At 48.4% G+C, this 23,198-nt stretch carries 17 protein-coding genes and 1 pseudogene; 3 read left to right on the forward strand and 15 right to left on the reverse strand.

Annotated features, from left to right (window positions below; translation table 11 throughout):
- From ACETK5_RS13845 to ACETK5_RS13860, 4 genes are all read right to left on the reverse strand, one after another.
- On the reverse strand, nucleotides 1-1,725 hold the full coding sequence (locus ACETK5_RS13845) for an extracellular solute-binding protein (protein ID WP_394056269.1): 1,725 nt from the start codon (nucleotides 1,723-1,725) through the stop codon (nucleotides 1-3).
- Between the two features lie 120 nt (nucleotides 1,726-1,845).
- On the reverse strand, nucleotides 1,846-3,189 hold the full coding sequence (locus tag ACETK5_RS13850; RefSeq protein ID WP_394056270.1) for a response regulator: 1,344 nt from the start codon (nucleotides 3,187-3,189) through the stop codon (nucleotides 1,846-1,848).
- A complete protein-coding gene (locus tag ACETK5_RS13855) occupies nucleotides 3,174-4,937 on the reverse strand; it encodes a histidine kinase (RefSeq protein WP_394056272.1) in 1,764 nt (587 codons plus the stop codon). The genes ACETK5_RS13850 and ACETK5_RS13855 overlap by 16 nt, the downstream gene beginning before the upstream one ends.
- Nucleotides 4,938-5,129: 192 nt before the next feature.
- The gene (locus tag ACETK5_RS13860; RefSeq protein ID WP_394056274.1) at nucleotides 5,130-5,918 is read right to left on the reverse strand and encodes a phytanoyl-CoA dioxygenase family protein; all 789 of its coding nucleotides are present in this window, start codon (nucleotides 5,916-5,918) and stop codon (nucleotides 5,130-5,132) included.
- Between the two features lie 84 nt (nucleotides 5,919-6,002).
- Here ACETK5_RS13860 and ACETK5_RS13865 point away from each other — a divergent pair, with 84 nt between their 5' ends.
- Complete coding sequence (locus ACETK5_RS13865; RefSeq protein ID WP_394056276.1) at nucleotides 6,003-6,923, forward strand: AraC family transcriptional regulator; 921 nt, start codon at nucleotides 6,003-6,005, stop codon at nucleotides 6,921-6,923.
- Between the two features lie 88 nt (nucleotides 6,924-7,011).
- Here ACETK5_RS13865 and ACETK5_RS13870 read toward each other — a convergent pair.
- Nucleotides 7,012-7,221, reverse strand: a pseudogene (locus ACETK5_RS13870) (siderophore biosynthesis protein); the annotation flags it as partial.
- Here ACETK5_RS13870 and ACETK5_RS13875 point away from each other — a divergent pair.
- Nucleotides 7,221-8,051 (forward strand): hypothetical protein, encoded by an 831-nt coding sequence (locus ACETK5_RS13875; protein ID WP_394056278.1) that lies wholly within the window; start codon nucleotides 7,221-7,223, stop codon nucleotides 8,049-8,051. The pseudogene ACETK5_RS13870 and the gene ACETK5_RS13875 sit on opposite strands and share 1 nt — an antisense overlap.
- Before the next feature lie 94 nt (nucleotides 8,052-8,145).
- Here ACETK5_RS13875 and ACETK5_RS13880 read toward each other — a convergent pair whose 3' ends face one another.
- The 8 genes from ACETK5_RS13880 to ACETK5_RS13915 all read right to left on the reverse strand — a co-directional run bounded on the left by ACETK5_RS13880 (nucleotide 8,146) and on the right by ACETK5_RS13915 (nucleotide 21,269).
- Nucleotides 8,146-10,272, reverse strand: a complete 2,127-nt coding sequence (locus ACETK5_RS13880; protein WP_394056279.1) for a galactose-binding domain-containing protein — start codon at nucleotides 10,270-10,272, stop codon at nucleotides 8,146-8,148.
- Between the two features lie 171 nt (nucleotides 10,273-10,443).
- A complete protein-coding gene (locus tag ACETK5_RS13885) occupies nucleotides 10,444-13,506 on the reverse strand; it encodes a glycosyl hydrolase (RefSeq protein ID WP_394056281.1) in 3,063 nt (1,020 codons plus the stop codon).
- A 20-nt stretch (nucleotides 13,507-13,526) separates the two neighbouring features.
- Nucleotides 13,527-14,528, reverse strand: coding sequence for a glycoside hydrolase family 130 protein (locus tag ACETK5_RS13890; protein WP_394056282.1), 1,002 nt, complete (start codon nucleotides 14,526-14,528; stop codon nucleotides 13,527-13,529).
- 33 nt (nucleotides 14,529-14,561) lie between these two features.
- The gene (locus ACETK5_RS13895; RefSeq protein ID WP_394056284.1) at nucleotides 14,562-15,389 is read right to left on the reverse strand and encodes a carbohydrate ABC transporter permease; all 828 of its coding nucleotides are present in this window, start codon (nucleotides 15,387-15,389) and stop codon (nucleotides 14,562-14,564) included.
- A 13-nt stretch (nucleotides 15,390-15,402) separates the two neighbouring features.
- Nucleotides 15,403-16,305: a carbohydrate ABC transporter permease gene (locus ACETK5_RS13900; protein WP_100536822.1), complete on the reverse strand. Its 903-nt coding sequence runs from the start codon at nucleotides 16,303-16,305 to the stop codon at nucleotides 15,403-15,405.
- 73 nt (nucleotides 16,306-16,378) lie between these two features.
- Complete coding sequence (locus ACETK5_RS13905; protein ID WP_394056286.1) at nucleotides 16,379-17,749, reverse strand: ABC transporter substrate-binding protein; 1,371 nt, start codon at nucleotides 17,747-17,749, stop codon at nucleotides 16,379-16,381.
- Nucleotides 17,750-17,946: 197 nt separating this feature from the next.
- Nucleotides 17,947-19,593, reverse strand: coding sequence for a response regulator (locus tag ACETK5_RS13910; protein ID WP_394056288.1), 1,647 nt, complete (start codon nucleotides 19,591-19,593; stop codon nucleotides 17,947-17,949).
- Nucleotides 19,590-21,269, reverse strand: coding sequence for a sensor histidine kinase (locus ACETK5_RS13915; RefSeq protein WP_394056290.1), 1,680 nt, complete (start codon nucleotides 21,267-21,269; stop codon nucleotides 19,590-19,592). The genes ACETK5_RS13910 and ACETK5_RS13915 overlap by 4 nt, the downstream gene beginning before the upstream one ends.
- Before the next feature lie 396 nt (nucleotides 21,270-21,665).
- Between ACETK5_RS13915 and ACETK5_RS13920 the strand changes: the two genes are divergently transcribed.
- Nucleotides 21,666-21,980, forward strand: a complete 315-nt coding sequence (locus ACETK5_RS13920) for a hypothetical protein (RefSeq protein WP_394056291.1) — start codon at nucleotides 21,666-21,668, stop codon at nucleotides 21,978-21,980.
- A 112-nt stretch (nucleotides 21,981-22,092) separates the two neighbouring features.
- Here ACETK5_RS13920 and ACETK5_RS13925 read toward each other — a convergent pair whose 3' ends face one another.
- Nucleotides 22,093-22,542 (reverse strand): DUF1569 domain-containing protein, encoded by a 450-nt coding sequence (locus tag ACETK5_RS13925; RefSeq protein WP_394056293.1) that lies wholly within the window; start codon nucleotides 22,540-22,542, stop codon nucleotides 22,093-22,095.
- 186 nt (nucleotides 22,543-22,728) lie between these two features.
- Nucleotides 22,729-23,190 (reverse strand): hypothetical protein, encoded by a 462-nt coding sequence (locus ACETK5_RS13930; RefSeq protein ID WP_394056295.1) that lies wholly within the window; start codon nucleotides 23,188-23,190, stop codon nucleotides 22,729-22,731.
- Between the last annotated feature and the right edge of the window lie 8 nt (nucleotides 23,191-23,198).

Genomic DNA, 23,198 nt, shown 5'->3' on the forward strand with positions numbered 1-23,198 from the left:
TTATTTGGCACTCTGCTGGCCGTACCAATCGTTGACCTCTTGCGTAATCTGATCGCCGCCAAGCGACTTCCAGCTCTGAACGAATTTATCGAATTCATCCAGTGAAGCCCCCATGACAATCTTGGTGAAGGTTTCCTGCATCAGTTTATCGAGCTGGGATCCCTTTTCCACCTGCGTTGCCGTAGGAAGGCCGTAGAATTCATTGTTCACGTAAGCCTGACTCTCTTTGATTTGCCGCGTCATTCCCCAGCCGCCGTCTTTCGCCGCCCGACTGAAATACTGGCCCCAATTCACGCCTTTCGAGGCATCTGCGGTATTTCCTGCAAGGTAATCCTTTGTTGCTTTGAAGACGTCCGCCACATTTTTGTAGTTCTCGTCATCCAGCGTAATTTCGGATTGGTTCGCGTCAAGCGCTTTGTTAACCTCCGTATAGATCGTATCGATTTGGGCCGGATTATAAATCCGTGGGTTAAACCAATTGTATACATATCCTTTTTCCGCTTTATTCTGATCCATGTACTTCTTGTTGCCCATCTCGATGTAGAAGTTGATCATCTTAATGGCGGCTTCCGGATTCTTCATTTTTTTGTTCACGACCACGAGCTTATTGCTGCGAATCTTGGGTACCATCGACTTCCCGGGTCCATCCAGTCCAGGAATCTGAAGGGCAATCCATTCTGCCTTAGGATCTTTATCGACATTGAGATTCAATGGCCAGTTCGGATACCACCATTCGCCGTAGGAAATACCAACCTTGCCTGCGGTAATATCTTCAACAGACTTGTTCTCATCCTTCAAGGCAAATTCTTTATCCAGAATCCCCTCCTTGTACCAGGACTGCAGCTTGCCCAGCGCGGTCTTAACTTCCGGTTGAATGAGACCAGGTATAAGCTTGCCGCTGTCGTCCTTGATCCAGGCCGACTGGTTGTCCCCGATGGACGGGTAAGCACCAAACCCATTGAAGAAGCCCCTCAGGTCAAAGCCCCAGAAGAACAGATTCTTCTGCATCGCGATACCGTATGTGTCACTTTTACCGTTTTGGTCCGGATCCTGCTGCACAAAGGCTTTTGCAACCTGTTCCAGCTCATCCATGGTTTGCGGCGGCTGCAAATTCAGGTTGTCGAGCCAGTCCTTGCGGATCCAGAGCAGCTGAGTGGACAGGAACGGATCCTCAAATCCGGGAATCGCAAGCAGCTTTCCTTCCGACGTAAACGTCTTCATCGCAAAGCCGCCGTCAGACTCCATGTATTTTTTCAGTGCCGGCGAAGCGTAGTCGTTGTAAGCTTGGGTTAGATCGGCAAGCATACCCTGCTTCTTCAGCTTCTCGAAGTTCTTCTGGTCCAGTTCCATAATATCCGGCAGGTCCGCCGAAGCCATGGCTAACGAAAACTTCTGTTCGAACTGACTGGATGGCACCGTCCATTTGTACTGAACCTCAATGTTCAGCATGTCTTTGAGATCTTTGAAGTAAGCATTCTGTTCAGGTGTAATCCCTTGAGGCGTCCGCGGGTCTTCCGGCGGATTGTAGCCGAGCACTTGCGTGACCGTTACCGTTTCAGGATATTTGCCGAGAGGTTCGGGCGGTGCAGTATTGGTTTTTGCATCCTCGGTAGAGGTTTTGGCCGGCGTCCCCTCAGATTCTTTTACCTTATTCGAACATGCAGCCATTACCGAAAGCGTCATCGTGCTAATCAACATCATTTTCGCTAGCTTGATCCATCTCATGATTGCTTTCCCCCTTTATCTGACGTAATCTGGATATCTGTGTTGCTTAGGTATCATTATAGTTTTTATTGGAAAGCGCTATCAATTTTAAGATTTTTACTTCTCTTTCACTTTTTTTACTTATTGGGAATTTCGGTATTCCTGTGGGGAAACACCCATCTTTTTCTTGAAAAATGTCGTGAAATAGGAAGGAGATTCGAATCCGAGCCGCGTGGCAATCTCCTGCAACTTCATATTCGTATGCTGCATCAGGTGAAGCGCCCCCTCCAGCTTCTTCGCCTGGATATACTCCAGCAGGTTGTGCCCTGTCAGCTGCTTGTAGTAGCGCGAAAGATAAGATGGGTTAAAATGGACTTCCTCCGCGATGGCGGTCAAGGAAACATCCCCGGATAAATGCTCCAAGATATATTTATGGATCCGGTCGATCACGTCGAATTTCATATCATCCTGCTTGAACCGGTCATAATCTTGGTTCGGATCCTCAAGCTCTTTAGCCTTTTCAATGTCCACAATGACCATATTTTGACCAAGCGCAGCCCTGCTCTGCAGCATGGATCGTAAAACATCAAGCTGCTGTCCCGAGGTATCCCACTTATGAAGCAGATTGCCTGATATTCCGAAAGAAACATGAACACCGAGCAGTTCTTCGCATTCATTTTGGACCAGCTCCAGGATGCCTCTCATATAGGACATAACCCCGTGCCAATGAAGCTCACTCTCCGGCTCATCACCGCGAAAACGGTTCCGAAGCTCCGCATCCGGCTGCAGCAGCCATACCTGTAAGGCATCGTCCAGAACAGCATGCTCACATGCAAATGAGGCAGGCAAATCGTTAATAAACGTCATCTGAACAGCTTGCGCCACATCCTTGGTTTTTGACTCCGCCGCTCCATTGATCCTTCCGATGATAAAAAATGCCGGCTGATCTACATCAATGCGGAACTCCACCTCTTCATAGCGGGGATCGGACAGCAGGGAATGGACGGCTTCTCCTTTCAATACCTGTCGTATCAGCTCCCGTTTCAGCAAAGGCTCGGCGATTTGAAAATGCACCTTTGCCTTTTCTGCCTGAATTCTGCGACGGTTTTCCTCATCAAGCTTAGATGAAGCCTCTTGGACAGCTTGAAATATCGGATCGATTCCTTCGGTTTTCAGGATGTAGTTATCTACGTTTTTGCGCAGTGCTTCATGCACATAATCAAATTCACTGTAACCGGTCAGGAAAATAATTCGGCAATGCGGCCAATAGTATGTAATTTCATCAATCAGTTGAAGCCCGTTCTTATGGGGCATTCGTATATCGCTGACCAGGATGTCCAGCTTCACTCTCATGGCAATCTCCAGCGCTTCCTTGGCGGAATAAGCTTTACATACATCCAGTTCCAATTGTGCATGCTCCTGAAAAAGCTGAACCAAGCCGTTAACGATGACGGGCTCGTCGTCCACGATCAACAGTCTGTACATGATGATGCCTCCTCTATCCCATCGATGATAATGATCAGGTCTACCTTTAAGCCGCCATAGTCGCTGCGCGAGATGAACAATCCGCTTCCGGGTCCATATTTAAGCTGGAGCCGGTTGTTCACGTTGATCAAACCTGTTTTTTCAATATGCTTTGAATCCATGGCAAGCTTGTCCCGCAAACACTGCAGCATCTCATTCGTTAACAGCTTCCCGTTATCCTCTACCGTGACACGCAATTGGCCTTCCCGGTAATCGCTGCTGATGTACACTTCCCCCTCCTCCATGCCGTCTTCGAACGCGTGTTCAAACGCATTCTCTACGATAGGCTGTATGATGAGTCTCGGAACGGTTATGAACGGCGGGATGTCCGAAATTTCCTTATGCTCGTATGTGATCCGGTTCGAGAAGCGGATGCCTTGAATGTCGCAGTAATCCAGCGCATGCTTATATTCCGTATAGAAAGGAACCTCGTCGGAGCCGCTTCTCGTGATGTATTGATAGTAGCTTCCGAGCTTTTGAGAGAGCTCCGCCGCACTGTCCGAGTCTCCAACCTTGCACATCATGTAAATATTGAAAAAGCTGTTATATAGAAAATGTGGATTGATCTGGGACTGCAGCTGCTTCAGCTGCGAGTGCTGCAGTGCTATTTTTTGCTCATAGTTTTCCTCAATCGAATGTTTGAGCTTAAACGCCATCCTGTTGAACCCGTTAAATACGTAATGAAACTCGTCTTTGCTTCTGGACTCGATCATGATGTTCAAATTATCGGTTTCGATCATATGAAAGGCTTTGACAAGCTTGGACAGAGGCCGGTGGATCATCAGATTGACCGAGAACGAATAGAGCACCATGACGGTTACCGCCAGAATAAACAACGTATAAAACCATGTAATGAATTGGCTTAAAGGCCGCGTAATTTCATTTTGGTTCACATACATAACCAGGGACAGATGCAGCGCGCTAACTTCATTCTGGATAATAAAATAGTCTACGCCATCCAGTTTCCCCGTCGCCGGCACACTTTGTTCCGGGCTGGGATTGTCCAAGATATGGCTCAAAATCTCGGATGACTCATCGGCCCGCGGAGCCGTCGTCAATATGGTCCCCCCTTCTATACTCCCGAGTAATACTTCGGATTCCGGATACAGCTTGGCGATTTCGCTTAAAGCCCCCAGCAGCTTAGTTCGTGAAATTTCGATATAGGACCAGATGCCGCCGTTGTTTTCGGTTTCAATCAGGAAAATCCGCTCACCGCTTCGATAAAAAGAAGGCTTGGGCATCACCGCCATCATGGAAGATATCCGTTCCATTTCCTTATTGGGCGTATTGGTCACGCCCGTTGTGGTCGAGATCGTTTTCCCGATATCCTTCACGTAAACGCCGGCGCTAACGATGTACTCGCTGGAGACCATAAGGGTGGCAAGCCGATCCCTGACCTGATCGATGAGCTCCACCTCTTCATAATTCTCAAGCATGCTGCCTCGAAAGCTCAGCTTCTGCAGATCCTTGTCATTTAACAGCTGCAGCTGTAAATTCCGGATAAAATACATCTCTTTATCCAGCTGCTTGGAATAGAAAGACGCGCCTGCTGTCGCGGAGTTCAAGAGAGACTCCTTCGTCACGGACATCCCCTTATAATTCAACCAAATATTCATAGAGATGAGAGGAAGTAATAATAGAATAAAAACGATGACGATTTTCTGATACACAAACCATTTCGATGCTTTGCCCGGAGCTTGAAGTTTCATGCTTTTCCCCCATTTGGTATCAACCGATCTATTATCATCTAGTATAGGGGGGCCGGCTGACATTACAACGAATTATTTTTACATATTCGTTGTGAACCATGACAGGCATGGGTTCCAGGCATAGAAAAAAGCCCCGCAAGGGGCTTTTAAGCTATTTTAGAATTCAGTATAGGCATCGGTACTATTGGGTGGTCATTTCGCACGGATGATTTCATATTTTGGCTTCACGTTGTTGAAATCCGGATTGGTTCCGCTTACCATTAGGCCCATTCCCCAATCGAAGTGAACATCCGCCGTAGGTACGTCCGCAGCGTCACGATATTGGAACAGGATGTTTCTTCGCGTACGATCGCTCCGGTTCACGTCCGAGCCATGAATGGTCAGGTAATTAAAGAAGAGTACATCGCCCGCCTTGGCTGGACACGGGGTTCCCGAGGATAATGGATACTCCTTGTGGTTCAAATAGTAAGCGCCGATATGCGGCAAAACGCCTTGTTTATGGGATCCCGGCACAACACATAGGCAGCCATTCTCCATATCGGCATCGTCGAGATGAACGCTGGCGGCTAACATGGTATGATCGCGATGCGGGAAATACGGATAATCTTGATGCATGGGAAAAGCGGCCCCGTTAGCAGGAGGCTTCACCAGCATTTTCGAGTGATGCAGCTGCACGTTGGGTCCGATGATTCCGTTCAACGCTTCTGTCATTCGAGGATGGATCGCGGCTCGCATGAAAGCGGCATCATGGTAGTGCACGTCGTGAAAGCCTTTCAGAACCAGCTTCTTAAGCTGCTCAGGCGGCAGGAAGTCGCCTTGCCATGCATGGTTTTGATCCGATTTAGCGCGTGCCGCCCTCTGGATAATCCCTTCAACTGCCGCTCTCATATCCTCTACTTCCTGTTGATTATAAACGCCTCGGACCAGCAGGTACCCATTGTCTTTGTAAAATTGCACATCCTTTTCGTCCATCGTCACCATGCACCCTCTCAATATGTTATGGTTTATCTAAGTTCATTATAGTAAGGGCGAGCGAAATCGTATTTGCACGGGAATGACGACGTTTTGCAAAATTACGCCAAAGGAGCTGCAAATGACTTGTACCATTGGAGCAAAAGCGAGGAACGCCTTAATCGTTATGCTGGACGGCTTGAAGGCGAAAGCCTCTCGTTCCTTGTCCATTATTGGGGGACCGTCCAGCATTTGACGGCCAATTCCATACATCGGCATTCATTCTATGAGATTTGTTATGTGGACGGCGGAACCGGCATATATACGGACGGCGATCAGATGTATCCCTTATATGAAGGGGTAGCCTTCTGTACAGCTCCAGGCCGGTTGCATCAGATCAAAGACGTAGACGGTCTGAATCTGTTATTCGTCGCGTTTGAACCAATGGAGAGACCGTCTGCCCAAGAAGTAACGGTGAAATACAGCGAGGCTCTTCAGCGATGTGCCGTTTGGACCGAGCACGCCAGCGATTCGCCTGCCATTCAAATATGGAAATCCATGCTGCTGCGCTCGGAATCCGACACATCGCTGCCTGCATCGCTTTTGCCGAAGCTAGCAAATGTACTCCTGCAATCCTTTCCTGGCCTGTTCGGGGCTTCCGGCAGTTTCGAAAGCGCTCCACTCTTATCCTCCGCGTTACAACTCGTTCAAAAGGCAAAGTTGTACATAAGAGACAACCTCGGCGGGCCTGTGTCACTACCCGAAGTGGCGGCTTACCTGAATGTGTCCGAGCGGCAATTATCCCGATTGTTTGCGGAGAGCATTCATGAATCCTATTCCTCCATGGTTCGCACCGAACGAATCCGGGCAGCCGAGCTAATGCTCCAGCACACCCGTGATCCCATCAAGGTGATCGCAGAGCGAACCGGGTTCTCATCCGTTCATTACTTCACGAGGCTGTTCACGAAGTTCAAAGGCATCCCCCCCGCCGCTTATCGAGCGAGATGGGCCTTAGAGGCGGATCGCCAGGAATGATCTCTCCGAGAGATAAGCGCAAATCGGCAACGAAACAGCCCAACCATGTGTATTTTATAGATGTTAGTATATAGATCCTGCTGATTTCTCAAGTATATTCCAAGCATATGACTGCCTTGCGCAGCTCCCTTGAGTAGAAAAGATACAACGTATCAGCCCCGTAAGCCTGAAAGTAATATCCCGTTAACCGACCTATATATGTAAGAGTCTCTCCCTCCGGTGTACGGGGCACGTGCAGCAGATTGGTCTGTTCAAACCTGAGCCAATCTTCCAGTGCTTCGCCCTCTTCCAGCATGAATGACGAGCAGACCGTTCATCCGGATACCATACGAGCTCGGAGATCGAAACCGTTATATTGAGATGCTCAACATACTGGATATTCTACCATATATCATTCCTGAGTTTGAATTTCAGACGCTTACCCACGGTAACTTGGCGTGTTATAATTTGTTTAATATGCTGGAGGGAATGAAATTAATGCTGGAACTGGAAGCAGCTTTAACTAGATTCATAGAACAACAGGACTTATATAATCGGGATTTCGGGCTCTTCACCGATCATGAATTACGGCAGCGGTCCGAGGTCCAGCTGCCGCCCGTGGATGACCGTATCACGCTGTCTCCTGAACTGACTTATCTATATAGCCATTATGAGATGATTGACGCTATGGCCGAAGGAACCCACAAAATGAAGAACGCGGCGGTTGAGATCGGTGAATCGGCTGTCATCTACTTTGTGTCTCCTGAGCATCTGGTCCGGCAGCAAATGGGCTATCGCTGGATTTACGTCGGCGGTGAAACGGCAGAATCGAGCCTTTGGCCGGCTCATCACGTCGTCATTGCCAATGTAAACGATGATCCGCTGATCGTTGATGTCCAAGCGAGTGGTTCACCCGTATATGCCGCATTCGAAGGCGGCGAGCCGAAGTTGATTGCGACTTCGCTTGCGGATTGCTTTGACGCGCTGTCCATTCTCATCGAAGGAGCTCGGCTTTTCCAAGGGGAAATCAGCGACGAAGAAACCTTTGAAACGAAACCGGAATATATCTCCCATGTGATGCCATCACTGACTGATCTTTTGGGAAGCGAGCAAATGGATGCGCTTCTTGAATATTTATCGCTTCAATAAATGGAATGGCTGCGGATAACATAAACAAAGGACACACCTCTAAGAGAATGTGTCCTTTACCCATTGATCAACTGGGAATCTGGATATCTGATCCTTACCGTTCAGGACCATACACCTCAAATTCCCAAATCGAATATCCGTATATCGTGGCCCGAATCGTGCCGTACATCCGAACATACCGTGCTTCCACTTCGTCAAAAGTAATCGTCTCAAGACCACCCTTGCCTGTCGTGGTGCTGTATACATCTCTCCAATTAGCCTCATCGCTCGGATCGTCGGCTATCTGTATTCGGTAGCTCTTCCCGTAAGCAGCCTCCCAAAAGAGCCTGACTTCGTCTATCGTTTTGGTTTCTCCGAGATCGACATAGATCCAACCGGGATCCACTCCCCGCTTCGATCCGAAGCGAGTTGTTAAACTTCCGTCGTTCACGTACGGCGCGGTGTCTTCCAGTCCGTCATTGGATGAAGCCACAGCTGGACGGTGTAGCGCCAAATTGGTTCTTGGTAGAGGTTCCTCGTTCTGAACGGGCCTGATCGTGACATCGCCGTAATGTTCTTTGCTCAGGAAGTTCATCTCGTGAAGCGTAGTCGCCGGTACGCTTGCTCCAGGCATATAGACATTCTCAAACATCAGATCCGTAATCTCGGCACCTTCCACACCCTTGATCTTCGCAAAACTTTCACCCGCGTCGCGTACTGTAATATCCTTCACTTTAACGTCTCTCACAGGTCCCACGCCGTTATTGCTTCCATTCACTGTGAACATGGTCATCCAGGCGCTATTGTCTTCGTTCTTGCCGCTGATATCTTCAATGTCCATCGATTCGAATCTTACGTCACTCACCGTGCCGGTGCCGTATTTATGATGAATGGCAAACCCCACTGCGGCTTTGTATACGACTCCGTTTCTGAACACGATATTGGATTGATCCTGCATGATGCCTTGGCCGATCTTATAACCGTAGCATAACGTCCACGCGATCGTATCCTCGAATAACACATTGCGAACGGGTTCCGGATTGCCCGGCCAAGGCACTTTACCCGAAGCGATATCGGTATCCTCTTTCCAAGCTTTCGTGGAGAACGGATCATCCAGCGAAATACCGATCGCATGTTGTACGACAACGTCTTGGGATTCGCAAATATCGATCCCGTCATTCTCTCCCATCCCCAAACTGTTGAACAGCTTCAGATTTCTGAAGGCCAGATCATTCGAGCGGACCGCGACAACCGCCCAGCCCGATGATTCTCGAATGACAATGCCATCCATCACAAAATGGGACGTATCAATCGGAACGACCAGATTATTAATCATTCCCTTGCCGTTGGTTCCTTTGTCGTCGTGCAGGGCCTGCCCATTGCCATCGATTGTGCCCCGACCATATATCCGGATATTCTCGGATTGAAATGCGGTTGAGATCCACCATGTAGCCGGTCGTCCCATCGAATCCTTGAACCAATGCTCCGTGTAATCGTCTGTTCTTCCCGTGCCGACCAAGGTGGCTCCCGGTTCCATGTAGACCGCCGTATTGCTTTTTAATACCAAATTGCCGATTTCATAGGTTCCCGCCGGTATGTAAACAATGCCCTGCGCACCGTCTCCTTGCGTGGTGCCGTACTGACTGGCATCGTCAATGGCCTGCTGGATGGCCCGCGTTCTTATGGAAACTTCGGTTGTTGATGAACCCGAGGATACAACATCATACGGAGTGGACGTTACATTGAAGATTCCCTCACCGGTTGAGGCAGGTGCATCTGATTCAAGCGGATCCGCAGCGATGACCATACGCGTCTTGCGGTTATTCATCATTACGATTAAGTATTCGTCCGAACGGGTCGTGAAGGTGATGGTTCTTCCCTCAATCTTGTCGGCTTGAATGCCGAGTTTCTTCGGACTTATCGAATACTCATGCACCTTATCTGTGTTGAGAATGGTTAATTCATAAGTGACAGGACCGTCGGACATGGAAAAATGTGCATAGTCATAATCGCTGAATCCCTTCACCACCGGGACGGGTACTCCGTTCGCTTTAAGTGTGTAATTCATTGAGCTTGCATATCGTTCCGAAGGCTCGTAGGTTACGATTGAGGCTGGTGCCATTGGAGTAAATGCATCCCCTCCCTCTGATGCTTCCACTTGAAGATTCGCAGATGGTGACAGCAAGGCAGCAGCAAGCGTAAATCCAAGTGCGGCACGAAACCATTTGCTTACGAATGTCATCACATGTTTCCTCCTTTTCGTTCGATTATTTGAAAGCCGTTTCAATATTGTCTGAATCAGCATTCCGCCACTTCATTATAGGCTGCATGCAAAGGGAAAATAATGAGGGTAATTCCACAAAAAGGGCAGATTCTATATACGAATTTGTTCCGGGGTGTTTCCTCTTCAGATTCATATCCCGGAAACCAATCTTGGAACATGTGACAATCCGAACCGAACGAAAGCATATCGGTTTTGATAGATCGGGGTGTCTGGATCGAGATCCTTATCCGTCCAACCGGGTTTATCCTTAAAGCTGTGGGGACCTACCTTAAACGGCTCCCCTTTCACATGGTGGTGCGGACCGAGCAAGTTTCTGCAGCTCCCGATCAACTCAAGCTCAATCAGGTTCTCTCCGGTTTGGAGATATCCTGAAATATCCGCCTCATACGGCTCCCATAAGAAGGAGCGAATTTCTTTCCCATTGATGCTTAGTCGCGTAACAATTGCATTCGGCCTAGAGCCAAACTGCCATAACCAGCTCGCTCGATTATCCGGTCGAATCGAAATCGTCTGCACAAGCCGAATGCTTCCTGCAAAGAACGGCAAGCCCTGACGGACCAGATCATCCGCCAGCGAGCATTCTTGCTGAGGTTCGGATAGCTTGAACGGACCATCCGTATAGAGGACGCCATCTCCCCCATCAACGAACGCAGATTCTGATGTTACCGCAAAATCCCCGATGATATAAACGCTCTCGAGCTCCGTATCAAACGTAAGCTTATTCGCTTCAGCTTCAAATTGATCGGCACGCTCCATTGCCGCATACGTTTCGGGCGCGTTCCAAAAATCCAGGGCAAGCCTGATGGTATTACGACCGCGCTGAAGGCAGCCTCTAATATCGATCTTCTTGAAAGCAACGTCTCTCCACCAGCCACAGCTATGAGATGCTACTTCGTTTCCGTTCACCCGGATATTCGTTTTCTCCGGATTCTCCATGACAAGATACAATTCCCGTTCAATGACTGGATCGAAAGTTACGGCAACCTCGAATTCCAATTCGATATGCACGGGCGCTCCGATCTTGAGCAGAACGTCCTGAATAAAAATAAGGGGCAGAGGTTCAGACCACTCGCCATTCTCCACCCGATACCTGCACGTATCCAGCGTTAAGTTGTTATCATCGATATAATCGATACTCCACTGCTCATCCAAGTGTTGAATATGAGTTTCGGCATTTCCGCAATCGAGTTCAGTTACCGTATTGGAATCGGAATCGTTCAGGGCCTCATCATCCGGCACAACTCGGATCATATAGGATTGCGCTGGGTGCAGCGTCAAGTTCAGCCGAATGCCGTCCGCCATTACTTTATGGTTCAACGGTTCGATCCCGCCGCTCTCCAAATGAATAAGAAAGGGCCTACCCTTTCGATAAATAGTTACCTCTATATCCGGATATAGCTCTTCTCCCGAATTCACCAGATAATAGAGATAAGAGTCGTCCAGCTTAAGGGTCTGAATGTTAAGCATATCCGATGCAATGGGATTCCACTGCCCGTCATTTACAGAGATCGAAGGGGAAACGATGCCGGACATCATTTTCGCCAAAGATAACCGGTTCCAGGCGGGTTTCAATGCAGCTCCTATTAAATTAATAATATCTTTGCTCTGTTCTCCATTGATCAGGTACGGATAAGGCTCGAAAGCGATCAACGTTCCTCCCTGAAGAATAAACTGATGGAGCAGATTCACGGTTACTTTATTTAAGGTAACACAAGGAGGTATGACAACAATCCGATAGTCGGCCTCTCCTACAATGAATCGTCCACCCGCTACCTTACCATGACGTTCCATGATTCCCTCGCTGCCGTAATCATGCTCGATAAACGATTGGCACAGCCAGCGGGACAACTGGGCAAACGATTGATGATAAGGTTCAATCCGGCTGGAGTCTGAGCCCGCTTGCTCCACCCAAGCGGTCCGGATGGGATGCAGCAGCAGTACATCGGCCTGCCGTGTGCCCTCCACAAGCAGCATGGACAAACGGGCAAAGTAATCGTTAAAGTGGTGATAGTGCTCCCACCAAGGCTGTTGATAGAACAACGATGGCGGATAATCCCGTTTCCGCAGCCCTCTAAGCGAATAGGCCTGCAAATGCTGACACATGAGATTCATCCCGTGAACGAATTGCCATTCCCCGATCCGCTTTAAATCCTGAAAGCTGATATTCCATCCGGTGCAGCCATAACTCTCGGTGATGGCTTGTTTTTTGCCGAGCTGACGTACAACGGAGCTGACTTGCTTGGGAACAAGCGGCTCTTCGCTGACCGAACGGCCGAGCCAGTCGCAGCCGGGGATTTGCAGATACTCATAGAAGAGCAGCGGATCGCCTACCGAAGTCGCTTGGCTCATTAGCGTTTGCTCGTCCACGACATGTCCGGCCGAGGACCACCCCCGCTCCCCGCACCACGCTCCGATCTGCATGGCATAGGCTTCAGTGAATAATGCGGTAACGCAAGACCAATAATCATACCTTATCTTGCGACAGTCATTCGTTTCCAAGAAGAGTCCAGGTAGTGCTTCAATCAGGGAATATCCATAATGGGTTTCAAAAGCTTCTTCCAGCTCCAGCGACCACGGAAGATCGCCCCGGCCAAATTGCGGTTCATCCGTGAATATCCCCTTTAGAACCGAACCGTATTTATTGCCGAACTTCGTCCAGTAAGCTTCGTAGATGGTTGTAATGAACGCCTTTACAGCCTGTTTGCTTAGCGTGTCGATATAGTAAGGATTGATCTCGTAATATACACGAAAGTCAGGACTGCGAGGATCATCCGGAGTGAGTAACCGCAGCTCTTCACCGCTCAGAACGTAATAGGCTATCGTCACTTCATTTCCGTCCTTAAACGGAGCCCATTCATAAGCCAGCCGCTTCTGCTGATAAGCAGGACCAAGTGCGGGCACCTTTCCGTCACCGAAACCGCTGGGCCAGCCGTTTTCGTCGTACAGCCATGCCTCCAGCCCGAGCTCCTGACTTTTCTCGATGCAGACCTGTATGGCCTCCATCCACTCCTCACCCATATAAGGTACGGTAAGTCCTCCCCTGGCATGTATGAAAAAACCGCCGATACCGGCCTTGTGCATCTCTTCGATCTGCCGTAAGAGTTCATCCTTATTCAGATCGTCATTCCAGGACCAAAACGGCACCGTTCGATAACGAGCAGGAGGATGCTGTAGAAGATTCCAAATCGTCATTTTCTTATCCTCACCTCGCACTAGTCATTCAGACATAATGTAATCAAATCATCGATATGTGCCGTGGCCAAACATTCCACCGCGTCCGCTGAACCGTAATAAATTTTAACCTCGCCATCATCTTCAAGTATCATGCCGCCAGGAAAGATCACGTTGTTCCGGAAGCCCCCTTCGGTCTCGTAACGAACCTCAGGTGCCAGTAAGGGCTCCTTATACAAACCGATGATTTTTTTTGGATTATCCAGATCCAGCATCATCAAGCCGGCGGTATAGCGTTTTTTCCAGGAAGATTCCCACCCGTTCTTGCCCCTTTCGGGATCAAGATCCACCGCATGAAATGTTGTAAGCCAACCATGCTTTGTCTTGATCGGAGGAGCTGCTGGGCCAATCTTGTCATTGGCAAATGTGACGTCCTCGACCGCTAGAAGTAAATTGGAATTTCCCCAATACTTCAAGTCCGGCGATTCCGATATCCACATATCAAACCGATCGACTCCTCCTCGGCTGTACACCGTGAAGGGCCGCTCCAGCCGCACATAGTTGCCGCCAATCTTCTCGGGAAACAGCACCATGTTGCGCAGATCCGGCGTCGACAAACTCAATATTTCAAAATTCTCAAAATCGTCCGTAACCGCGACGCCTCCGCGAATGCCATGCTGCGTGTCCACGGCAAAACACATGTAACAGCGACCGTCGATAACGGTGAGCCGAGGGTCATACGCCCGAATGATCTCTTGGTCATGCAGCTTGAAGCACGGCTTTGGCTGCACCTCCCAATGAACCCCGTCATCGCTGAAGGCGACGCCAAGGTCGGTGGTATGATGGGGATCGAGCGTCTGGCGTTCTGCACTGCCGTAGTCGTTACGAAACACCATCACGTATTTTCCGTTGAATTTAGTCACGCCTGCATTGAATACAAGCGCAGTCGGGTATGGAACGCGGGCCGCATCCAGAATCGGGTTACTCGGATGGCGCCGAATCACGGAACTAGAGATGAGATTTCCAATATGAACTGAATTCATAGCATGAGCCTCCTGGTTGTGGATAGGATGCCGCTAGCCCTTTAAAGAGCCGGCGGTCATTTGCATAAAGGATTTGTTGGCAAATATATAAGCGATAAGGATCGGGAGAATGGACAGGCACGCCCCGGCCATCATGAAGTGGGTCTGTGAAGCGGCTGCGACACCGTACTTCAGATTGGCAAGGCCGACGGTCAACGTCTGCAGCTCCGGTTTGCTGAGCGTAAACACAAACGGGAGCAGATACTCGTTCCAAGCACCGCGGAAAGCAAACAGTGCACACACGCCAAGCCCGGGCGTAAGCAAGGGAATGATGATTCTCCAGAACGTTCTGCCCGGCGAGCACCCGTCGATACGCGCGGCTTCGTCCAACTCCTTGGGGATCCCGCTCATAAAGCTGAGCAGGATGAAGAATGCTGAAGCATGAGCACTGATTAAAATTAGGATTACGCCCCACAGCGAGTTATGCAGATGAAGCTGAACCATGAGGTCGAATTGAGGGCGCAGCACCACGGCGCCGATGGCGACAAACATCGTAAATGCCTGCAGGCCGACGTATAGCTTTTTACCGATAAAGTCCATTCGGTTCACGACGTACGCCGCCATGGAAGCCACCCATAACGTTCCGAGGGTCGCGGCCCCGGCAACGAACAGGCTGTTCAGCGTGTAGGTTGAGAAATTCGCTTGTTCCCAGGCTTCGATATAGTTGGAGAACTGCCATTCAGCCGGCAGAAATGTGGCTCCCGCCGTAAGCTCGGCATTAGTTTTGAAGGAGCCCAGCAAAGTGATCACCACGGGAAACAGCGTTAAACATGCGACGACGAACAGAAACGCCCACAGTATAGTATTCCATGCGATTCTCATGAACGTTTCCCCCTTATTCGTTATGACTCATGCGTTTCGAGCCATAGAAGTAAAGTATCGTAATGACGCCGACGATCACGGCCGTAACAAATGCTACCGCACTGCCATAGCCGAACTCCTGGATTTGCGTGGATGCCGTGGAGCCAGCCGGCGGGAAGAACAACTTATATACGTATAGGAACATGACATTGGTTTTTCCGATCGGACCGCCATCGGTCATCACCATGATGCTCTCATAGCCTTTTAGCGCATTGATGATGGCCAACATGATGATCATTTGCATCACAGGCCCCAGCATCGGAACGGTAATGTACCGAAATTGCTGAAATTTGTTTGCCCCATCCAGCGCCGAGCTTTCGTAGACATCTTCGGGGATGTTTTGCAGCCCCGCCAGAAACAAAAGCATGTAATTGCCAATTGCTCCCCACACGGCTACAAGAATAACGGTCAGCATGGCATAATCCACGCCCAGCCAATCGATGGCATTCCCGATGATTTGATATTTCAGCAGGAACTGATTGAGAATGCCATTATAAGAATTAAAGATCGTAAAAAACACGACCGCCATCACAGCGGTGCTTATGATTGTCGGCATAAAGAATATCGCTCTCAGCAAATTTCTGCCTTTGATCCTCCAATTCAGAATAACGGCCAAGATCAGGGCGAGCGGTATCGACAGCAGGAGTTTGCCTCCGGCATAGATGAACGTGTTGGCTACGGATTCCCAGAATTGATGATCCCTCATGACGCGTTCGAAATTGGCCAATCCTACGAATCGTTCGGCGCCATATCCTTTATAATCGTAAAACATATACCTCATCGCCCACATGATCGGGTAAATGCCAAGAACCATGGTCAGAATAAAGCTCGGCAACAGAAAGCTGTATGAAAAAGCAACACTCTTCGCTTTATTCATATCCTCTCAACTCCTTGCGGTCTCTTTAGAATGTAAGAAAGGATGGAGCATGCCCCATCCCCCATGAATCTATCTATTTAGCGTATTGTCCGGCAAGATCCAACGGATTAAAATCTGTCATCGGCTCCGCCTTCACTTCTCCGCTCGCAATGGCAGCGTCCAAGGCGGCATTATAGCGGGTATTCAAGTCGTTGATGATGGAATCCAGATCGCCTCCGCTTAGGATGTATTTGAAGAAGGCGTCATCCGATTTCATGCCTTGTACCGGCACGGTCGGATAGACCGGCCAGACACCGTCGTACTTGTTGGGCAGGAATCCATCGATCCCTTTCACTTCGGGCTTCGCCGCAACCGCGCTGACCGAAGGAACCATCGATATGCCGAATCCCTTCTCTTGGTACTGTTGTAGGATCGACTCATCGTACATATACGTTAGGAATTTCCATGCCGCTTCCTTGTGTTCCGACTCCGAGCTAATGGCCAACCACTGCCCGCCAAGGAAGCCGGAAGCGCCATTGAATTGACCGTCTATGGAAGGAACGGGTGCCGCTGCCCAGTCGATTTTTGCCGGGAATTGCGATTGGTAGACCCCAGCCTCAGCGGAAAAGGATAAGTACATGCCGATTTTCCCTTCGGCGAATTGAGCACGCAATGGATCGATATCAAGCGATTCGACACCCGGCAGCATGCTTCCGTCGTCCTTGATTTGCTTGAAGGCTTCCATGATCGGCTTAAAGCCGCTGAAATCGTAACGGGCCGTCTTAAAATCATATCCAAACCCGCCGTAACCGCTCACCTCTGCGATTACTCGGGCGGAACGCCCCAATGCACTGGAAGGATTTTTGAAATTCTGGGCGAATCCATAGGCTCCGCTTGCCTTCCCCACTTCGGTTATTTTCTTGGCTGTCTCGACCAGCTCATCCAAGGTGGTTGGCGGCTGCTCAATACCCGCTTTGGCAAAGAGCTCTTTATTATAGATCAATCGCATCGTTGTGCCGTAGTTCGGCAGGCTGTAGCGTTTTCCCTCAAAACGGTTCAGATCCTCCATCACCGGAAACTTTTCTTTCATTTCGTCCGTCAGGAACTCGTCGATCGGTGCCAGAAATCCTTTTTTATAGAACGTCTGTATGGTGTTTTCTTTCACGCGGATAACATCCGGCGGCTCTGAAGTCTGAAAGGACATGTCGAGCGCTTGATCGAAATCATCACCCTTGATGACCAGCTCCACCTCGATATTGTCCTGGTTCGTTTCGTTGAATGTCGCGATGGTCTCTTTGACAAATTCAGAATCATGGCGATCTCCGGTCCAATAAGTGATCTTTGTCTTGGCATCGGTTTTGGAATCCGCTCCTTGATCCGTGGATTTCGGGCTACCGCAAGCTGCTAGACTTCCCGAAAGCACCAAACACATCGCGGATATAAGGAATTTCTTGCTTAACTTCATCCATGTTACCTCCCTTTTTTTATCTACGGAATCTCGTTCTTTCTCTCTCATTATAAGGGCCGCCTCTCACCCGCATAATGCGGGTAACCACACATCGAGGGCAGGTTTCCCCATGAATCCGTCCCTTCACAAAACAAGCCCTGCATCCAATAAACACGGAAACAAGGCTTTATCGAAATATGATGATTGACTCGCAGTTAGTCCAGGTCCATCGGTGTGCTGACCTTCCCCGTACTATACAGCTTGAACTCGGATGGGGTCATATTGGTATGTTTCTTGAAGATTTCGCTAAAATAGCGCCGATGCTCATACCCAAGCTCCAGAGCGATCTCCTGTACCTGATAATCATCGATCAGCATTTCTTTGGCTTTTTCCATTCGCTGATGAATCACGAATTGTTGAAAGGAGATATTCAGCACTTTTTTGAACAGATTCGAGAAATACCCTGGACTGATATTAAACTGCTTCGCGCAAACATCCAGCGTTAAGTTTGTATGTAGATGCGCACATATATAATCCTTCGCCTGATAGATCAATTTCGTTGATTCGTCCGAGCGCTCCTGCTCGACCCAAGAACAAGCTTCAAGGCATATCCCTTTTACCGTATCCCGCATGATCTGGAACGAAACAAGGGTGGAACTCTTTACCGCGTTCCATTGTTCCTCAAGCCTCTTTACTCGTTCGTGAGGGAATAACTCCGACATGACCCTGCATATCTTGGATGACAGCTCATAACATAAATTTTCGACTTGCTGCGGCTTGGGCAGCGGGTCACGCTGCAATATATCATTAAAAATTTGCTCCAGAATCAGCCGACATTTTTCCCGATGCCCGGATCGTAAAGCAAACAGAAATTCTTGTTCGGTTGAAGCCGTATAATTCAGCAGGGTTTTCTCCTCAACCGAGGAACCGATATATCTGTTCACGCCATTGCCAACCGTATAGAAATGATATTCCATTGCATTCAGGGCCTGCTGATACGAATCGGGTAACTCATCAATCGAAGTGACGCACATGCCAATCCCGATGGAGATGGTTGAATGCGTAAATTGGTAAATGTTCAGCCGGCACGCTTCCGATATTTGCTCCGCCCTCCCCATATCCTCGCAATTGATCAGGCAGACAAAACGGTTCAATGCCTCGCTAAAGACGACGCCACGAGTAAAAGTCCCTATCGTTTCTTCCAGAATATTTCGGAGACTGAACCGGATCAGCTCCACTTCGCGCGCAGGCTGCTCTTTATATTTGTCCATGAAACGGTCCAGTTCCACGATGAAGAGATTGAAATACCGCGGCTCAAGCTTAATACCGAGTGTTTGCCATTTCTGATAGGCCGCTGCAGCATTCGTACGGTGATGGATCAACAAAGATAAATATTCCTGCTGCAAGACCGGCAAGCTTGTTATCATATTCTGCTTCAATTCCATGAGCTTGCTCTGTTCCTGCCGTTCTTCTTCGTAAGCTGCCTTTGCCTTTAACACCACCTGTACGATTTCATCCATGGAGAACGGTTTCTTGACAAAATCAAATGCGCCTAGGCGAATGGCTTGCCTCGTAAACGAAAAATCGGTGTATGCGCTGAGAATGACAATCTTCGTGGAAGGAGAACTTTCGAGAATTTCTTGCGTCATGGCCAAGCCATCCTTTTTGGGCATCCGGATGTCCGTAAGGACAATGTCAGGTTTCATCTCCTTAACCAGGCGAATCCCTTCCTCGCCATCCAGCGCCGTACCAACGACCTCAATATGATGTTCCTTCCATGGCGGCTTTCGGGCGATCATGTCGACCACGCTTCGAATATCATCGATGATGCATAACTTAATCACGGGTGATTCATTCATCATGATTCACTGTCTCCTTCTCTAATCGGCATCCATATTTCCGTTCTTGATCCTTTGCCAGGAAGGCTGGTCAGTTCGATTCCGGCTTCATCGCCATAGAAGAGACTGAGCCGGTTCACGATATTATTCAAGGCATAACCCTTCTTGGAGACCGGCGGCTGCAGCATCCCCTTCCTTACCTTAGCCGCATCCATGCCGATCCCGTTATCCTCTATAATCAGGTGCAGCCGTTCGTCTTGCCTGTAAACCCGCACATGGATACAACCTCCAGCGCTTATATCCTTAAAACCGTGTTGAATGCTGTTTTCCACGATTGGCTGCAATAGAATTTTGGGCAAAAGGCTATTTAATAACGAGTCGTCGGTCACGGTAACTTCAAACTCAAACAGACCTTCATAACATTTTTGCTGCAGGACACAATACTGCTCCACATGCAGCAGCTCATCCTCCAGCGTGTTCCAATCCTTGCCTCCGCTCAGCCCTAACTGGAACATCTGGGACAAGGACAGAATCATCTCATTGACCTCATCGTTCTCGCCTAATACCGATTTGCAGTATATCGTATTGAGGGTGTTGTATAAAAAGTGCGGCTCCATCTGCGCGGTCAAAGCCCGCATCTCCGCCTTGCGTTTCCCGGATTCGCTCAGCCGTACATCATCGATGAGGCGGTTGATTTCATCCAGCATTCGGTTGAATTGATAACCCACCTGCGCAACTTCGTCGGTAGACCGGCTGGCAAAGCGGACATTCAGGCGGTTGTCCTCGACCTCCCGCATGAGCCGTTGCAGTTTATATAACGGATTTAGCAGGATTCCCGTCAAGTTGGTAGATAGAAGCCAGGTTAGAAGCAGAAAGATCAGCATGATATAAAAGGTGGTTCGCTTGACGCCGTTCATTTGTTCGAGCAATTTATCCTTCTGCTGAATGCCGAACAGGCTCCAGTCCTTGACCACGGCGGATCGGGTGTAATTCACCAGGTAATCGGTTTCGTCAAAATGATGAAAGAATGAACCTTGGTTACCTTCTGAAACATTGTACAAGAACGGTTTATCTTTCATAAGATTGTGGTTGGACGACCATGCCGTCCGAATCACTTCCTCGCCTTTCGAATCGATGACAAAATAGTCGCTGTCATCGTTCGATGAATGCTGGTTGACCGTGCCGATCAATCCGCTTTCGTTCACGTTCACCACGATGAATACGTTGGTATTCGAAACGTTCTCCTGCGTTCCCTTGGTAACAAAGGAAAGCGTGCGGCTGTCCCCGGTAAAAAACTTGTCGGTGTGCCCCTTAACCCAAATCCCCCCATAGCTCTCTTTCACATCGTAATACATGCCGGATTCATAAAAGGACTGCGTCTGGGAACGGCGCTGCGATACCGGATAGAAATCTCCGATAGGTGTGGCAATGAGAATGCTTTCGATTAGAGGTTCGTTAAAGGAAACTTGCGAAAACACATACTGAAGCTCAGACAAATGCACGTAATAATTTGAGATGTCGTTGCTCTGCACATCCAGCATCATTTCCTTGAAGGCGTAACTGAACATCAGGGAACGAACCGAATTGGAGATGCCGGCCAGCTTATCGTCCAGAATCTGAGTCGTTTTGTTCACGGTCTCTTGTCTGGATTCAAATGCGTTCTTCTGAAGCTCCTTGGAAGCGATCCAATAGGTTGTCATTCCTACCGCTCCGATTGCAAGCGTTATCATAATAGCGAAGGACAAGCGAACTCTTTGTTTAAACGAAATGCCGTAAATCCATCGGCTGAACTTTCCCGTTACACGTTCTAACCTCCGTCGTCTCATCAATGCTCGATCAACCTCTCCTGTAATAACATGAAGACTTGCCATGATTAAACGAATCTATTGCGGATCATTTTACAATAAAATATCAAATTAGCAATAGCATATTTATTCCCTCTCCCTGTTAATTTCGCAGATCGATCCATTTCATGATATGGAAGGTAGCGATAGTAAGCTTTCTTATTGGTGCCGTGACGGGTTTGTGCTACCATTTAGAAAAAAGTAAGGATTCAAGAACCCGAGCCGCTCCAGTGTTTACCGGATTCGGATGCATTGCTGAACAATCCGGACTCGGAGCTTGCGATTTATCTGGATACGTTAAAATTAGATGAGTTTGCACCGCTGGAATTTACGATTACCCAGGGTTATAACGAGAACTCCAGAAGCCTGGATGCAAGGCTGTATTATTCTGAACACCAGGAGGTGAATGATAACCAGGGACGTATCGAGTATAGAGGGAATGGCGTATTTTACGTATATTGGATTGGATCAACGATGGATGGCAACTATTATGACGGCAGTAAGCCGGATACCCGGCTCGAGCTGGAAGGCGAGTTTACGATGGAGAAATACGAGGATTGGATATAAAGAGATACATACATAAGCTGCAGTAGAACCTCCGACCTCGTAGAGCCAACATTCATGGTGTGCTGGCTCTGCGAGGTTATATCTGCATCATGACTACATAGGTTCTTGAGCCTTATACGCCGAACTGTTTTAAATGATGGTCCAGATGCTTGTATAATCCTACCCCCCATTGCTCCGGGGTCATTTTACCGAAGAATGGATGGGGATGTGTGGTACATTTCTTGGGTCCGTTGTTTTGGAACGCTATAATTTTTTCTTTCAATTGTTCTTTTTCCGTTTCAAATTCTCTTGGATCCGCAATCAAAATGTCCGGAATGGTAGACATATTGCGGGGTAACGACTTTTCGTTATAAAACATGGGCTTCGCGAATTTTCCTACCAATATACCTAACCAACCTCTTGGAGGATTCGTGATGCCCATGGCTATGTCTTGGAACGCGGAGCAGTGAGACAGCATTTGGGCAACATCCATTTTTCCCCATAACGGCTGTGCTTGAGAGCTTAATGTGTCGATTCGGTTTAATATTTGGGTCATATCCAAATGATTGTACATATTATTCATGATTTCTCTCCCCATAATGAAGTTCATGGCTAAACACCTGATTACATTATAGCTGACCCATCTTCGTGACATTTCTTCTTGATTGCTTTCTTGATTTTATTTTTTAATAAAAGAATTAATAGCATTAAACCTGTGAAGCAAAGTGAAACTGCAGCCAATACATGAACAAAGTGGGATACTAGTTCCCTACAACCATCTCATAAAAAATCCTTTTGAAACCTTCACCTGTCTTTCTTGTGCCCAGGTCTCCAACTGCCTGATCCCTTCCACTTGCTCCTCCTCGAACGTAAAACATAACCTTAGAGGTACTATTGCACGCCCTTTCGGCTTGATCCCGATCACCGGTTTCCTGTCATGATTGATCAGTAAACATTTCACAGCTTCAGCGTTAATAACTGTACCGTTTATGACGATTCCTTCTTGAGCCATTTCTATCACGCCTGGTTTCATTAGATAGGTTCGATATACGGAGATGATGAAAACGGCCGAACAAAAAACTGACCATATGATACTGAAATAATAAAAGACATCCTTTTCCCCGTGGTGTCTCATGATATTTCCAAGAAGAATAGCGATCAAAATCAACATCGAAATCATCAGTCTGACCCCTGACGGAGCAGAAACTCGAAACATCCTCTTCTTATTCATCTTATCTC

Origin of the sequence: Paenibacillus ilasis (assembly GCF_043195395.1) — a bacterium.
In the GTDB taxonomy this organism is placed as follows: domain Bacteria; phylum Bacillota; class Bacilli; order Paenibacillales; family Paenibacillaceae; genus Paenibacillus_AQ; species Paenibacillus_AQ lautus.